At 72.9% G+C, this 14,998-nt stretch carries 14 protein-coding genes; 9 read left to right on the top strand and 5 right to left on the bottom strand.

Going from position 1 to position 14,998, the window contains the following annotated elements:
- The first annotated feature begins 30 nt into the window (after positions 1-30).
- From pqqE to V5F49_RS10695, 8 genes are all read left to right on the top strand, one after another.
- On the top strand, positions 31-1,170 hold the full coding sequence (gene pqqE, locus V5F49_RS10730) for a pyrroloquinoline quinone biosynthesis protein PqqE (protein ID WP_394115808.1): 1,140 nt from the start codon (positions 31-33) through the stop codon (positions 1,168-1,170).
- Complete coding sequence (locus tag V5F49_RS10725; protein ID WP_394115809.1) at positions 1,167-1,892, top strand: hypothetical protein; 726 nt, start codon at positions 1,167-1,169, stop codon at positions 1,890-1,892. The genes pqqE and V5F49_RS10725 overlap by 4 nt, the downstream gene beginning before the upstream one ends.
- Positions 1,873-2,217, top strand: a complete 345-nt coding sequence (locus V5F49_RS10720) for a hypothetical protein (RefSeq protein WP_394115810.1) — start codon at positions 1,873-1,875, stop codon at positions 2,215-2,217. Before V5F49_RS10725 ends, V5F49_RS10720 begins: the two co-directional genes overlap by 20 nt.
- Before the next feature lie 354 nt (positions 2,218-2,571).
- On the top strand, positions 2,572-3,909 hold the full coding sequence (locus V5F49_RS10715; protein WP_394115811.1) for a molybdopterin-binding domain-containing protein: 1,338 nt from the start codon (positions 2,572-2,574) through the stop codon (positions 3,907-3,909).
- A complete protein-coding gene (locus tag V5F49_RS10710; protein WP_394115812.1) occupies positions 3,906-5,555 on the top strand; it encodes a formylmethanofuran dehydrogenase subunit A in 1,650 nt (549 codons plus the stop codon). Before V5F49_RS10715 ends, V5F49_RS10710 begins: the two co-directional genes overlap by 4 nt.
- Positions 5,552-6,511: a formylmethanofuran--tetrahydromethanopterin N-formyltransferase gene (fhcD, locus tag V5F49_RS10705; protein ID WP_394115813.1), complete on the top strand. Its 960-nt coding sequence runs from the start codon at positions 5,552-5,554 to the stop codon at positions 6,509-6,511. Before V5F49_RS10710 ends, fhcD begins: the two co-directional genes overlap by 4 nt.
- Positions 6,511-7,338, top strand: coding sequence for a formylmethanofuran dehydrogenase subunit C (locus V5F49_RS10700; RefSeq protein WP_394115814.1), 828 nt, complete (start codon positions 6,511-6,513; stop codon positions 7,336-7,338). The genes fhcD and V5F49_RS10700 overlap by 1 nt, the downstream gene beginning before the upstream one ends.
- Before the next feature lie 58 nt (positions 7,339-7,396).
- Positions 7,397-7,789: a c-type cytochrome gene (locus V5F49_RS10695; RefSeq protein ID WP_394115815.1), complete on the top strand. Its 393-nt coding sequence runs from the start codon at positions 7,397-7,399 to the stop codon at positions 7,787-7,789.
- Between the two features lie 224 nt (positions 7,790-8,013).
- Here the strand turns inward: V5F49_RS10695 and V5F49_RS10690 are convergent, their stop codons facing one another.
- The 5 genes from V5F49_RS10690 to V5F49_RS10670 form a co-directional block, all read right to left on the bottom strand.
- On the bottom strand, positions 8,014-9,030 hold the full coding sequence (locus V5F49_RS10690) for a hydantoinase/oxoprolinase family protein (protein WP_394115816.1): 1,017 nt from the start codon (positions 9,028-9,030) through the stop codon (positions 8,014-8,016).
- Positions 9,027-9,974, bottom strand: coding sequence for an ATP-grasp domain-containing protein (locus V5F49_RS10685; protein ID WP_394115817.1), 948 nt, complete (start codon positions 9,972-9,974; stop codon positions 9,027-9,029). The genes V5F49_RS10690 and V5F49_RS10685 overlap by 4 nt, the downstream gene beginning before the upstream one ends.
- Positions 9,975-10,860: 886 nt before the next feature.
- Entirely contained in the window at positions 10,861-11,751 is an 891-nt protein-coding gene (locus V5F49_RS10680) for a RimK family alpha-L-glutamate ligase (protein ID WP_394115818.1), read from the bottom strand.
- A gap of 1 nt (position 11,752) precedes the next feature.
- Complete coding sequence (gene mch / locus V5F49_RS10675) at positions 11,753-12,736, bottom strand: methenyltetrahydromethanopterin cyclohydrolase (protein ID WP_394115819.1); 984 nt, start codon at positions 12,734-12,736, stop codon at positions 11,753-11,755.
- A 10-nt stretch (positions 12,737-12,746) separates the two neighbouring features.
- Positions 12,747-13,640, bottom strand: coding sequence for an NAD(P)-dependent methylenetetrahydromethanopterin dehydrogenase (locus V5F49_RS10670; protein ID WP_394115820.1), 894 nt, complete (start codon positions 13,638-13,640; stop codon positions 12,747-12,749).
- 354 nt (positions 13,641-13,994) lie between these two features.
- On the opposite strand from V5F49_RS10670, the gene V5F49_RS10665 reads away from it, so the two are divergent.
- Positions 13,995-14,942, top strand: a complete 948-nt coding sequence (locus tag V5F49_RS10665; protein ID WP_394115821.1) for a DUF6662 family protein — start codon at positions 13,995-13,997, stop codon at positions 14,940-14,942.
- Positions 14,943-14,998: the final 56 nt, after the last annotated feature.

Below are 14,998 nucleotides of genomic sequence, written 5' to 3'. Positions count from 1 at the left end.
GCCCCCGGTGCCCACCCGGCACCGACGCCCATGGCCGCGCCCGTCGTCGGCCATCCCATCGGCCATCCCATCGGCCTCCTGGCGGAGCTGACGCACCGCTGCCCGCTGCGCTGCCCGTATTGCTCCAACCCGCTGGAGCTGGACCGCCGCGAGCGCGAGCTCGATACCGCGGCCTGGAAGCGCGTGTTCAGCGAGGCGGCGGCGCTTGGGGTGCTGCATGTCCACCTCTCCGGCGGCGAGCCGACGGCCCGGCCGGATCTGGTGGAGCTCACCGCCCATTGCGCGGCCGAGGGGCTCTACACCAACCTCATCACCTCCGGCGTCGGCCGGGCGTCGGCCATGATCGAGGCGCTGTCCGATGCCGGGCTCGACCATGTGCAGCTTTCCGTGCAGGGCGCCTCGGCGCAGACGGGCGACCGCATCGGCGGCTATGCCGGCGGCCATGCCGCCAAGCTCGCCTTCGCCCGGCAGGTGACCGACCTCGGCCTGCCGCTCACCCTCAACGCCGTGATCCATCGCGGCAACATCCACGAGGTGGAAGACATCATCGCGCTGGCGGTGGCGCTCGGCGCCCGCCGGCTGGAGGTGGCGCACACCCAGTATTACGGCTGGGCGCTGGTGAACCGCGCCGCCCTGATGCCCGACCGGGACGAGGTGGAGCGCTCCCTGGCACTGGTGGAGGCGGCGCGGCGGCGGCTCGAGGGCGTGCTGGTGATCGACATGGTGATCCCGGATTACTACGCCCGCTATCCCAAGCCCTGCACCGGCGGCTGGGGGCGGCGCACGCTGAATGTGACGCCCACCGGCCGGGTGCTGCCCTGCCATGCGGCGGAAAGCATTCCGGGGCTGGAATTCTGGTCGGTGACCGACCATGGCCTCGCCGACATCTGGCGCGCCTCGCCCGCCTTCAACGCCTTCCGTGGCACGGAGTGGATGCGCGAGCCCTGCCGCAGCTGCGAGCGGCGGGAGATGGATTTCGGCGGCTGTCGCTGCCAGGCCATGGCGCTGGCCGGCGATGCCGCCGCCACCGATCCCGCCTGCTCGCTCTCGCCGCTTCATGCCCGCATGGAGGCGCTGGCCCGCGGGGAAGCGGCAGCCGAGGCGCCGGACTACATCTATCGCGCCATGGGCGGCGTCCCGCCCCGCGCCGGGGCGGAGGAACGGGGATGAACGCGCGCGGCAGCATCGGCCTTGCGACGGCGCTCGCCTGCGCCTTGTTCGCGGCCGGCTTCTTGATCCAGCCCCGCCCGGCAGGGGCGGCCGAGCCGCAGGCAACGGCGGCCGTGGTGCAGAAGCCGCCCGAGGCCGCCGATCTCCTGTTCGAGACGCCGCAGCTCGCCGGAACCGCCTCCGGCTCCGTGCTCTCCTACGCCTACAGCCGGGCGGTGACCGACCCGGAGCTTGGCCCCTCCTTCACCGACCGCATCCGCCTCACCATCGAGCCGAGCGCGGCCGGCGGCGACGCGCGCGACGTCAAGGTGGATTTCTTCACCGCCGAGCGCCACCGCGCCGCCGGCCCGTTCGAGAATGCGCTGACCAATCCGGTGCTGATGCTGTTCCTGGAGAACCACATCGCCGAGGTCTCAAAGGTGCTGAAGGGCAATCCGCGCTACTTCAAGAACGCGATCCGCGCCGCCCTGCGGGATGCCGCGCAGGTGGCGCCGGCGGACATCACCCTCGACGGGCGCGAGCTGCGCGGCTGGCGCGTCACCGTCGCCCCCTTCCGCGACGATGCCAACGCGGCCCGCATGCGCGGCCTCGCGGGCCTCGTCTACACCTTCGAGATCGCGCCCGACCTGCCGGGGCAGATCGCCCGGATCAGCGTGGTGGGCGAGGCCGCCGGCGGCCGCCTGTGGGAGGAGACGATCAGCCATGATCCGAAGGGCTCTTGAGGCGTTCGCCGTGCTGCTCGTGGCCGGCGGCGCGGCGCTGGCGAGCGAGAACGATTACCCCACCGCCGCCCGCGTGGACTATGTGATCGGCTGCATGGCGGCCAACGGACAGTCGCGCGAGGCGATGACGCGCTGCGCCTGCTCGGTGGATACGCTCGCCTCGATCCTGCCCTACGACCGCTATGTGGCGGCGGAGACCATCCTGTCCATGCGGCAGGGCGTGGGGCAGGCGGCGAGCATCTTCCGCAACACCCCTCAGTATGACGACAACATCGCCGAGCTGCGGCGCGCGCAGGCGGAGGCGGAGGTGCGCTGCTTCCGCTAGGGCGCGCGGGGGTGCGCCGAGACGCCGGGGCGCCGGATGGATCCCAGCCCTGTGGCAGCGCACAACGCATCGCCGCATCCGCCGCGCAGCAAACGGGTTTTCCGTCCCGGCCGGCTGTGCTAGCGTCATCGCCAAGAACAGACGCATGGCGCACGGAGATTTCCGAAGCGCACTGCAACGACAAGCGGGCAACCGCCGCGGCGTCTTGATCGGGACCTTCAACCCCCAAGGCTCAGCCATGGCCCCAGACCGCACGCCACCACCCTCATTTTCAGTCATCCGTCGTCCTGAGGCCGGCATCGGCGCCCCTTGCGGCGTCCGGCGTCCGGCGCCCCTCGCCGGCGGGTGACGGCCATGACATCGCTGGAACCGACTGCAGGCGATGCCCCCCGCATCGTCCGCGACGTGGTGTGCGGCTTCTGCGGCCTCGGCTGCGACGACCTCGAGGTCGAGGTTGCCGGCCGCCGGGTGATGCCCCGCGTCGCCTGCGCCGAGGCGACACGGCTGCTGGCCCGTGCCGATGCGCCCGCCCCCGCGCCGCGCGTCGGCGGGCAGCCCGCTTCGCTTGAAGCCGCTGCTGCCGCCGCCGCCCGCCACCTGTCCGCGTCCCGCGCCGCCGCCTTCAGCGGGCTGGGGGCGGATCTCGAAGGCCTGCGCCGCCTCTACGACCTCGCCATGGTCGCCGGCGCGAGCCTCGACCATGCCGCCTCCAACGGGCTGTTCGCCAACCTCGAGCGCCTGTCCCGCCGCGGCTGGATCGCCGCCACCCTCGCCGAGGTGCGCAACCGCTGCGACCTCATGGTGGTGCTGGGGCCGGACCCCTCCGCGACTTTCGAGCGCTTCTTTCCCCGTGCCCTGCCGGCCCGCCCGCCGGGGGCGGACGGCGACGCCGCCCCGGTGTTCGTCGCCGGAGGCGCGCGCCGCAAGGTGGTGGTGCTGGGCGGGCCGCTCTCCGGTACCTCGCGGCAGGCGCTGGCCGCCCTTGAGGTGACGGAAATCGAGCTTGCGCCCGATGAGGTCGCACCTGCCATGGAAGCGCTCGCGGCGCTGCTGGCGGGCCGAGCGGTGGGAGACCTGTCGGTCGCCGCAGGAGCCGATCTCCTCGCCCTGGCGGAAGCGCTGCGGATGGCGCGCTATGCGGTCTTCACCTGGAGCGCCGCGGCCCTTCCCGCCGCCGATGCGCCCCTGGTGGCGGAGGCCGCCGCCCAGGCGGTGGATGCGCTTTCCCGCACCACCCGCGCGGCGGTGTTTCCCCTCGGCGGGCGGGACAATGTGACGGGCGCGCACCAGCTTGCCCTGTGGCGCTTCGGCTGGCCGTTGCGCACGGTGGTGGGGGCGGGCACGGCGCGCCATGCACCGGAGCTCTATTCGACCCGCGCGGCGCTCGCCGACGCCGACCTGCTGCTGCACGCCAGCGCCTTCCGGCCCGATCCGCCGCCGGACTTTGCGCGCGGCCCGGTGATCGCCCTCGCCCATCCCGACACGGTGTTCGCGCGGGAGCCGGACGTGTTCATTCCGGTCGGCACGCCCGGCGTCGATCACGGGGGGCACGTCTTCCGCATGGATTCGGTGGTCTGCCTGCCGTTGCAGGCACTTCGCCCGGCCGAGCTGCCGAGCGTCGGCGCGGCCGCGCGGGCCATATTCGCCGCCTTCGCCGGCCTTGCCACCGACGCATCGGGGAGGGGCGCATGAGGACGCGCATCACCGGCGGGCGCGTGTTCGACCCCGCCAACGGCATCATCGACGAGATCCGCGACGTGCTCGTGGAGGATGGCCGCATCATTAGCGCCGCGCCGCCCGCCCCGGGCGAGGAGGTGGTGGACGCTACTGGCACGGTGGTGTTCGCCGGCGGCATCGACCTGCACAGCCACATCGCCGGCGGCAAGGTGAATCTCGGCCGCCTGCTCATGAGCGAGGACCGTCTGCTCAATCCCGAGCCGTCCGGCGCGTTCTGCGGCTGCGGCGGGGGGCGGGCGGCGCCCACCACCCACATGACCGGCTGCCGCTACTCGCAGATGGGCTACACCACCGTGTTCGAGCCGGCGGTGGTGGGGGCGAACGCCCGCCATGCCCATCTGGAGATGGCCGACATCCCGAACATCGACACCGGCGGCTTTCTCGTCCTCGGCAACGACGACTTCCTGCTGCGCCTCATCGCCGACGGCGAGGGCCAGCAGGCGGTGAACGACTATGTGGCGTGGATGCTCAAGGCCACCCAGTGCTGCGCCGTGAAGATCGTGAACCCCGGCGGGATCAACGCCTTCAAGTTCAACGGCCGCGCCCTCGATCTCGACGAGGCGGGCCCGTTCTACGGCCTCACGCCCCGGCGCATCCTGCACACCCTGCAGCGGGCGGTGACGGAGCTGGGCGTGCCGCACCCCATCCACCTGCACGGCTGCAATCTCGGCGTGCCGGGGAACGTGCGCACCACGCTCGACACCATCGGCGCGTCTGAGGGCTTCCCGCTGCACCTCACCCACATCCAGTTCCACGCCTATGGCACGGAGGGAGACCGGCACTTCTCCTCCGGCGCGGCGGAGATCGCGGAGGCGGTGAACGCTCATCCGCACATCTCGGTGGACGTGGGGCAGGTCATGTTCGGCCAGACGGTGACCGCCTCGGCCGATCTGATGTCGCAGTACCGCAACCACACCATCGCCGATCCGAAGAAATGGATCGGCATGGACATCGAGATGGATGCGGCCTGCGGCGTGGTGCCGTTCCGCTATCGCGACACCTCGTTCGTGAACGCGCTGCAATGGGCCATCGGGCTGGAGCTGTTCCTGCGCATCGAGGACCCCTGGCGGGTCTATCTCACCACCGACCATCCCAATGGCGGGCCCTTCACCTCCTACCCCCACCTCATCCGCCTGCTCATGGACAAGCCGTTCCGCGACGATCATCTCGGCCGCATCCACAAGGCGGCGCGGGCGCACACGAGGCTCGCCGACCTCTCGCGCGAATACACGCTGGAGGAGATCGCCATCGTCACCCGCGCCGCCCCCGCCCGGACCCTCGGACTGCGCGATCGCGGCCATCTCGGCCCGGGCGCCCGCGCCGACGTGGTGCTCTATGAGGACGCGGCGGACCGCGAGGCCATGTTCTCCGCTCCCCGGCTGGTGATGAAGGACGGGCAGGTGGTGGTGGTGAACGGCGAGGTGGTGGCGCTGGCGGAAGGCCGCACCTACGCGGTCCATCCCCCGTCCGATCCGCTGATGGACCGCCGGCTTGCCCGCTGGTTCGACGAGGCGGTGGGGCTGAAGTCCGCGCATTACCGCATCGCGGATTCGGAGATCCGCGACGGGCAGGGCCCCGAGCTGGTGGAGCTGGCGCCATGAGCCAGATTTCGCCCCAGCCGGCCCCTGCGTCCGCCCTCGTCATCAATGGTGTCGAGATCCGCGACAGCTTCGCGGAGGCCTTTCCCATGGCGGGGACGCGCCTCATCATCACCGCCGACACGCCGCGCTGGGCTCATACCGCCGCGGCCAGCCTCACCGGCTTTGCGACCTCGGTCATCGGCTGCGGCTGCGAGGCGGCGATCGAGCGTGAGCTGAGCCCCGCCGAGACCCCGGACGGGCGCCCCGGCTATGCCGTGCTGATCTTCGCCATGTCCCTGAAGGACCTGAAGAAGGTGGTGCCGCTCCGGGCCGGGCAATGCGTGCTCACGGCGCCCACCTCGGCCTGCTACGCCGGGCTTTCCGGCGGTGCCGCCGTGCCGCTGGGCAAGGCGCTGCGCTATTTCGGCGACGGCCACCAGATCGCCAAGGCGCTGGACGGCCGCCGCTTCTGGCGCGTGCCGGTGATGGAGGGCGAGTTCGTCTGCGACGACATCACCGGCTCCACCACGGCGGCGGTGGGCGGCGGCAATTTCCTCATCCTCGCGCGCTCGCGCCCGGCGGCTCTTGGGGCGGCCGAGGCGGCGGTGGCGGCCATGGCCAAGCTGGAAGGCGCCATCATGCCCTTCCCCGGCGGGGTGGTGCGCTCGGGCTCCAAGGTGGGCTCGAAATATGCCGGGCTCATCGCCTCCACCAACGATGCCTATTGCCCGACCCTGCGCGGCGTTTCCCAGAGCGCCCTGCCGGACGGGGTGGAGAGCGTGCTGGAGATCGTCATCGACGGCCTCACCGAGGCGGACGTGGCGGCCAGCATGCGCGCCGGCATCGCCGCCGTCTGCGGGCTCGGCGCGGCGTCAGGCGTGGTGGCGGTGGATGCGGGCAATTACGGCGGCAACCTCGGGCCGTTTCACTTCCATCTGCGTGCGCTGATGGCCGATCGAGCGGGGGAGGGGGCATGATGACCGTCACCGATATGGCCCCCCGCGGCTATCGCCTGTCCCTGCGCGCGCCGCTTTCCGCGCGACTCGACCTGAGCGGCATCGGCCCCGACGCGCTCGACGCGCTGGTGGCCGCCGAGGTCGCTGCCCTGCAGGTGCCGCTCGGCGCCGGCGTCGCGCCCCTCGGCGACCTGTTCACGGTGGAGGAGGGCGCGCCGGGCGTGCTGGTCATCTCCGGGGATGCGCGGCTCGACGGCGTCGGCGCCGGCCTTGCGGCGGGGGAAATCCGCGTCGAGGGGCCGGTGGGCGTGCGCGCCGGCGCGGGCATGAGCGGCGGCCTCCTGCGCATTCACGGGTCGGCGGGCGACAGCCTTGCGGCCGGATTGTCCGGTGGCCGCATCGAGGTCGCCGGCGATGCCGGCGCCGACGTCGGCGGCGCGCTGCCCGGCGAACGGCGGGGCATGAGCGGCGGCACCGTCTCCATCGCCGGCTCGGTGGGGCCGCGCCTCGGCGCGCGGTTGCGCGGCGGGCTGGTGCTGGTGGGCGGCGATGCCGGCCCGCGCGCGGCGGAAGGGCTCATCGCCGGCACGCTGGCGGTGGCGGGAAGGCTCGGCCCCGGTGCCGGGCGCGGCATGCGGCGCGGCACGCTCCTCCTCGCCACGCCGCCGGAGGCGCCCGCCCCCGGCTTCGTGGACGCCGGCCCGCAGGATTTCATCATGCTCGCCCTGCTGGCCCGGCGGGTGCCGGAGCTGGCCGCGGTGTTCGGCGGCCGCCTGTCCGGGCGCGCGGTGCGCCTTGTGGGCGACCGGCTCGCCGGGGGCGAGGGCGAGATGCTCGTGCTCCAGTGACCCCACCTGCCCGTACCACGATGTCGCCGGATCAACCGGCCTAGAAGAGGAACGCCTGATGCGCCTGCTGCTTGCTTCCCTCGCCCTCATCGCCGCCACCGGCAGCGCGTTCGCCGACCCGGACGTGGCGAAGGGCGAGACCGCGTTCAAGAAGTGCATGGCCTGCCACGCCATCGGCCCCGACGCCAAGGTGAAGGTGGGCCCGCCGCTGAACGGCATCGTCGGCGCCAAGTGGGCGCATTTCGAGGGCTTCTCCTACTCGCAGGACATCAAGGACGGCGCCGCCGCCGGCAAGGTGTGGGACGAGGCGACGCTGGACAATTACATCACCAACCCGAAGGTGCTGGCGCCCAAGGGCAAGATGGCCTTCGCCGGCATCAAGAACGAGGACGAGCGCAAGGATCTCATCGCCTTCCTCGCCCAGTTCAACGCCGACGGCTCCAAGAAGTAAAATCGGCGCGACCGGCTCGGGGCGGCGGCCTGAAGGGCCGACCGGCGCCCGCTCGCGATGCATCGGCCCCGGTGGGGCCGGCCGGCCGCCGGCTTCGCGCCGCGCGGTGGCGGGCCGTGGCGTTCCCGCGCGGGATGAAGCTTCGCCGGAAGTTGACGGGCCTCTCCCGGCGCCGCTCCGTCGTCCCCGCTGGCGCGTGAAGGCGGTGTCGCTCCCGTTCCCGCTCAGCGCGCGAGCCGCGCCACCGCCACGGCGGGCGCGCAATCGGCGGCGGGGCCAGCCAACGCAGGCGCGCCGGCCAGCAGCAGGCCGGCATCGGCATAGGGCCGGGCGGCGCGCGTCGCGAGGCGGGCGGCAAGGAAGCGGCCCACCCCGGCGCCGACCAGGGGCACCCCGGGAGGGATCGCGGTGGCCGATGCCACGAGATCGAGCGCGTCCGCAAGACGCTGCATCTGCGCCTCCGCGGCCGCCCGCGCGAGCGCTTCCGCCTCTTCCAGCGTCGCCGGTCCCAGATCCCGGCCCACCATGCGCAGAAGCCGGCGGGCGCTGGCTTCCCGCGTCTTCGGCCCGCCATCCGCCGCCGGGTGCAGGTCGGCGCCGTCCGGCAGGTCGCCCGTCAGGCGGTGGACATCCGCTGCGGTGGCGAAATGCTCCGCCATCAGCGGCACGCGCCGGCCCCGGAACGGCAGCGCTTGGGCCAGCGCCATCACCGGCGTGCGGGCCGCGCCGCTGTAGACCAGTTCACCAGTCTCCAGCCGCTCGGCATCGCTATAGCCGGCAAAGTGAATTGAATCGCCGGCAAAATACACCAGATCCGCGGTGGTGCTGCCGATGTCCACCAGGACGCCGGCCGGCAGCGCGCGGGCCAGAGCCGCCGCGGTTGCGTGCCAGTTGGCGGAGGCGATATCGGCCACATGGCCGCCCACCGCTTCCGGCGCCACGAAGCCGGCGCGGCCTGCGTACAGCAGCAGGTCCGCCCCGAGCCGCTCGGTGAGCGCGGCGGCAAGGGCGGTGACGCCGGTCGCGCGGTCCGGCCACAGGTCGGTCAGCTCGCCGGTCATGGTGGCGACGGACCGGCCCTCGACGGGCGGCAGCGCGGCCATGGCCTGATCCAGCCGGTCCAGCCCCTGCCACAGGGGGCAGGCGGTCATGTCCACAGCCAGCAGCGTGCCGTCCGGCGCCAGCACGGCGCGCTTGAGGTGGGCACCGCCCACGTCCCAGCCGAGGATGAGCTGGCTCATGCGAGGGCGACCTCCACCGGCCGGGCCGCGACCGCACCGGCGGCGTCGAGCCCCAGCGCCAGCCGCGCCGGATTGATCCCCAGCGCCCGGCGCAGGCCGGCATAGGCGGTGGTGAGCCGCGGGTTCACCTCCACCACCACCGGGCCTTCGGCGGTGAGCAGGATGTCGATGCCAAACAGGCCCTCGAGGCCGGGAATGGCCTCCGCCACGGCGGCGGCGAGCCGCCCGAGCCGCCCGTCCGGATCGTCCAGCGCCGCCACCGTCAGCCCGGCGAGGTGCAGCCGCCCGCCCTCCGCGCGGATGTGCTGGCGGTTGACCGCGAGCAGGCGGACGCCGCGGGCATCGGCGAGAACGGTCAGGCTCGCCGGCAGGCCCTCCACATAAGGCTGCGCCACCAGCCGCGCGGCGCCATCCGGTGCCGGAAGCGGCGTGCCGGCCGGCCACACGCGCGTGTCCTCGCATCCGGCGCCGTCATCCGGCTTGGTCACGCGCGGGCCGGGCCAGTCGGGCGCGGTCGCCAGCGGAAAGGTGGGGATGTGCGGCAGGCCCGCTGCAGCAAGGCGCCGGGCTGTTTCCATCTTGCTCGTTGCGATCTCGATGGCCTCGGGCGCGCTCGCGAGCACGCGGGCGCCGCTCTGCCGCAGGCGCCGCACCAGGTGGGCGAGGACGCCGCCGGTCTCCGGCGCCACCGGCCACACCACATCCGCCTGTCGCGCCATCTCGGACCACGCCGCCCACGGGTCGTCGGCCGCAGCGATCATCCGCGCGCCGGCGAGCGGGAGGCGATCGTCGGCGGCGAGGCGCACCGACGTCACCGCCGGGATGGCGGCAAGATCGGCGCGCATGGCGTCCCGCATCAGCGCCGCCTCGGCGACAAGGCAGGGCGGCAAGGCCTCTCCGCGCAGGCCGCCGCCGGTGACGAACTCAAGGACGAACACCCGCACCGGCCCCTCCCACCGCTCCCGCCGGCCGCCGGCCCGGCCCGCGTGCGGACAGCGGCCGAATGGCAACGGCGGGTCCGGATGAACGGGTCCGCCGGTTGATCTGTCGGGCGGGGCGCGGCGCTCGTCCGGCGCCATGTTCCTCGGCGGCTGTCACGACACGGGCCGTCCCCGGCCGGCGCAGGCCGGGATCGGTCGGATCCGGATGATGCCGCCGGCTCGGCCCGCGCGCGGACAGCGGTCGAATGGTAACGGCGGGCGTGCCTGGACGGGTCCGCCGGTTGATCTGCCGGGCGGGGCGCGGCGCTCGTCCGGCGCCACGTTCCTCGGCGGCTGTCACGACACGGGTCGTCCCTGGCCGGCGCAGGCCGGGGCCGGTCGGATCCGGATGATGCCGCCTTGTCCGCGGGGCGCGGCCCGCCACGCCCGTCGTGGGCGGGATGGCGGCTGGAGCCCGGGCGTGGCTGGTGCGCCTGCCGGCATTCGGTCGGGGGAGGCGCGGTGCGGGACAGGTCGCCGTCGGCGGAGGTGCAGCGTCGGCAGAGCAGATTTCCGGATGTGCCGGTCGCGCGGGGGCGTGCGCGCGGCGGGTGGTGTGATCCACCGCCGCGCCGCCGGTCGGCGGGAGCAAGGCAGAGCCATCGCCCCCGCCAGATGCGGGACGCCGCCGCCCGGATATCCGCGCGGGGCGTGGGGCCATGGCGGGCATGGGCGCCGGCCCGACGCAGGATGGCTCGGCGGGGTGGAGCGCGCGCGCAATCGCCGGCGTGCGGCGGGGCGCTGCCGGCCCAGCCGGGTCGCAGGGGACCGGGCGGCACCGGACGGCGCGGCGCCGCTCCTCGGGACGGGCAGGGGCGCGGGAGGGGATGAGCGGACGCATCGGGGCTCCTCAGGCCGCCACGGTCTCGCCCGCCAGCAGGGCGGCGAGCGGCTCGGCCATGGTGCGGCCGGTGGCGTCGAACAGGCCCCGCCATGCGGGCATGGAATTCACCTCCAGCACCATCAGGCGCCCGGCTGCGTCGGCGATCACGTCCACCCCCGCGTAAGCGGCGCCCACGGCGGTGGCGGCGCGCACCGCGAGGTCGGCCAGCGCGCCCTCGGCCGGCACCGCGACGCCGGTGGCGCCCTGGTGGATGTTGGTGATCCATGAGGCGCCGCGCCGGGCCATGGCGGCTTCGGCGCGCCCGCCCACCACGAACACGCGGAAATCCTCGTGCGGCGCATCCCCTCCGCCGCCGGCGCCGACGAAATCCTGCAGGTAATATACTCCGCCCACCGTGTCCGGCTCCGGAAGGGCGGCGCGGGGGGCGAGGCGGGCGAGGCCGCGGCCCTGCGCGCCGAACAGGGGTTTCAGCACCGTGTCGCCGGGCGCCTGATCCACCAGCAGGCGGGCGGTGGCTGCGTCCTCCAGCACCAGCGTGCGCGGCGTGGGCAGGCCGGCGCGGGCGAGGAGGAAGGTGGTGGCGCTCTTGTCCACGCAGCGCTCGATGGCGCGGGCATCGTTCATCACCCGCACCCCCAGCTCGCGCAGCGCATGCAGCACGCCGAGGCGGTGGGTCACCTGCTCCAGCGTTCCGGCGGGCACCGAGCGCACGAAGCAGGCTTCAGGCAGGGCATCGCCGAAGCCGGGCAGCAGCAGCCCATGGGCCGTCTCGCCCACGGCGAAGCCGCAGTCGCGCAGGGAGAGGACGCGCGCCTTGCGCCCGCGTGCCTTCAGGGCGGCAAGGAGGCCGCGCGTGTGCCAGTCCGCCCGCTCGGCGAAGATGACGAGGTCGTCCACCTCAGCCTCCGAACGAGCGGGCGATCAGCTCCGGCTCGAACGCGCCGGCGGTGAAGCTCACCCCATGGTCGAGGGCGCTCACGGTGACGCGGGCGGGCGAGAACAAGAGCGGGTCCACCTTGTAGAAATCGCAGTCATAGCCGCGGAACACTTCGGCGAACGGCCGGCCGTGGTCGCGCGAGGCGCCGGAGGGGAGCTGCGCGGCCAGCGCCTCGGCGGCCTCCGCCGGGCCATGGACGAACAGCTGCACGTCGCCGCCATAGAGGATGGCGTCGTTGGTGCGGCCCATGGCGGTGAGGAAATCCGGCGAGGGTGGCGGCAGGGGCGCGGAGCCGATGCCGTCGGCGATGTGCTCCAGCGGGAAGTGGAGGGCGTGGGCCTTGTGGAGCGCCACCTCCAGCACCCGCGCCACGATCTGGGCCGTGCCGGCGAGCGCGCTGGTGGGGGTGAGAATGAGCGTGATGTCGCGCGGGGCGACGGCGCAGCGCGCGGCGATCTCGTCCACCACCTCGGCGGGAGGGACGATGGCGGTTTCCAGCACCAGCGCGATGCGCGCGCCATGGTCGCGATAGCCCAGCTCGGCGAACAGCGGCTCCACCGCCGCCGTGGCCCGCCCGGGCCCGGAGCCGAGGGCGAAGAAATCGCCGGACGCCAGGCTCCAGCCGGCATACTGGCTGGCGAGGCAGGCGAGCACCGGATCGGTGGTGGAGACGCCGACCAGCGTCTCCCACGGCGAGAAGCGCCCGCCCGGCGTGAGCGTGACGCGTCCGAGCCCGCCGAGGCAGATCTCGGCGATGCGCCGGCCGGCCTCGATGCCGCCGCGCGCGGCGATGCCGGCGTCGACGATCAGGGCGTCGCGCGGGCCGCGGAACACCGAGAGGCGCAGCCGCTCGGCATCCTCGATCAGCGCATCCACCAGCGGCGCGACGCTCGCCGCGAGGCTGAGCCGGGTCTTTGGGATGGAAGCAGGGGCAGGGGCGCTCATGGCCGGCGCCTCACGCATCAAGCTCGCGGGCGAGCGCGAACACCGCCGGCAGATCGATGAACAGCGCCCGGTCGGTCTCGCACATGCGCTTCAGCAGGGTGTGCTGCACCGCGTATTTGAGATTGCCGATGGCCAGCGCGCCGATGCCGATGCCGTGGGGCAGCGCCGCCGCTGCGTCGAACGCCCCGATTCCGGCGATGCCGGCGGGGGGCACCGCGTTCACATCGGCGGCCACCTTCAGGCGCTTCGCGGCTTCCAGATGGGCGGCGCTCAGGATCTCCACCCCCGCCTTGCCGGTGGCGAGGATGACCTCCGCCTCGGGCACGAGCCGCGCCTTGTCGTCGTCGGTCACGGCGGCGGCGCAGTCCGCGTGGAGGCCGAAGCGGGCCTTCATGTCGGCGGCCTTCGCCTCCACCGCCGCGATCTCGCGATGGCTGACGAGGGTGACGTGCGCGCCCGCCTGGGCGGCGATGACGGCGGCGATGGAGCCCACCACGCCGGTGGCGCCGTAGATCTGCACGGCCGCGCCCTTCAGCCCCGCGGGACGGGACTTCACCAGCGCCTGCTCGACCTTGGCGATCATGGCGGCGGCGGTGGTGAAGGAGCCGGCGGGATCGGGAAAGATGGAGATCTCGAACGGCGGGAAGATCGCCGCGCGCGCCGCCTCCGCCATGTCGAGGGCAAGGCCGGCATCCTTGCCGCCGATGAACAGGCCGGTGCGCGGCGCCGCCTGCGGGGCGCGGGAGAACATCATGTCCTGGGTGAGGTCGCGCACCTCGTCGAGGGCGACGCGCGAATAGGGCGCGATGGCGCCGTAGCCTGCGTCCACGGCCATGTTCACGTCGAACGGGCTCACATGGGCGAGCGGGGTGATGATGTGGAGAATGGGGGCGGATTCCGCCATCGGCGCAGCTCCGTGCAGGGGGAAACATTAGCGGGTGGCTTCGCCCCGGAGGCCGGTGCGCCGCGGTTGTTTCCCCGCACGAAAATCACGCGTCATGTTCCATCAACCGCATGGCGGGCGCAAGAGCCGCATGGCCGCCACCGGCTGCGATTCGTCGCTGCGGCGCGGCAGGGCGGGCCGCGCCGTGCCAGGAATTTCACGGCGCGAATACGTAATCGTTGCTATCCGGACACAGGCTTGCACCTTCTGCACCGGTTACGCCACCTTGAATGGATAATAAGAATCCGCCCGATTGACGCTGCGAAGCCCTTCGGTACGCAATTGCGCACAAGAAGAACAGGGGAGCGGGGCGCCATGAACGGGCGGACATACGGGCGGGAGCGGAATTACCTTGCGTCACTGCTGCTGGGCGTGGCGCTGCTGCCCTGCGCCGCCGGCGCTGGCCTGGCCCATTCCGGCGATGACGACGACGACAAGCCGGGCGCCCACGGCGAGGCCGCGGAGGGCATCGAGACCGAGAACATCTTCGGCTTCACGCTGGGCACCGATACCGGCGAGAAGGGCGAGAAGGAGCTCACCTTCACGGTAGACGGCCGGCTCGGCAAGCTCGGCGGGCACTACGGCGCCTATTCGGGCGAGGCGGAGTTCGAATATTCCATCACCGACAACCTGAAGTTCGCAGTCGGCGGCGCGCTGGCGGGCTTCGACATCTCCGGCATTCCCGGCTTCGACAACACCCGCAGCAGCGGGCTCGCTGGCGCCTTCTTCGAGCTGAAATACCGCTTCCTCGATCACCGCACCTCGCCCATCGGCCTGTCGCTGAGCATCGAGCCGGAATGGTCACGGCTGGACGAGCTCACCGGCGAGCAGGGCACCGCCTACGGCATCGAGTTCCGCCTCGCCGCCGATGCGGAGATCGTGTCCAACTTCCTGTTCGCGGCGGTGAACCTCGTCTACCAGCCGGAATGGGAGCGGGAAAACGACAACGGCATCGGCTTGTGGTCGTCCGGGTCGGGGCTGGAGATTTCCGGCGCGCTCACGGCGCAGGTGGCGAAGGACATCTTCCTCGGCGGCGAGGCCCGCTACCTTGCGGCCTATGACGGCGCCACGCTGGGCGACCGGCAGGGCTGGGGCCTGTTCGTCGGCCCCACCCTCTACGCGCAGGTGACGCCGCAGTTCTACGTGAAGGCCGCGTGGTCGTTCCAGATCGCCGGCAGCGCCGACTTCCCGGTGGTCTCCTCGCTCGACCTCGTCAACTTCGAGCGCCAGCAGGGGCGCCTCCAGGTGGGCTTCCAGTTCTGAGCGCGTGTTCCGGGAGCGGCCCGCCCGCTCTTAGGAATCTCTCATAAAGTCGTTAT

This window comes from Xanthobacter lutulentifluminis (assembly GCF_043194675.2).
In the GTDB taxonomy this organism is placed as follows: domain Bacteria; phylum Pseudomonadota; class Alphaproteobacteria; order Rhizobiales; family Xanthobacteraceae; genus Xanthobacter.
Note: the sequence above shows the minus strand (reverse complement) of the source record. Positions and strands in the feature narration are given on the sequence as shown.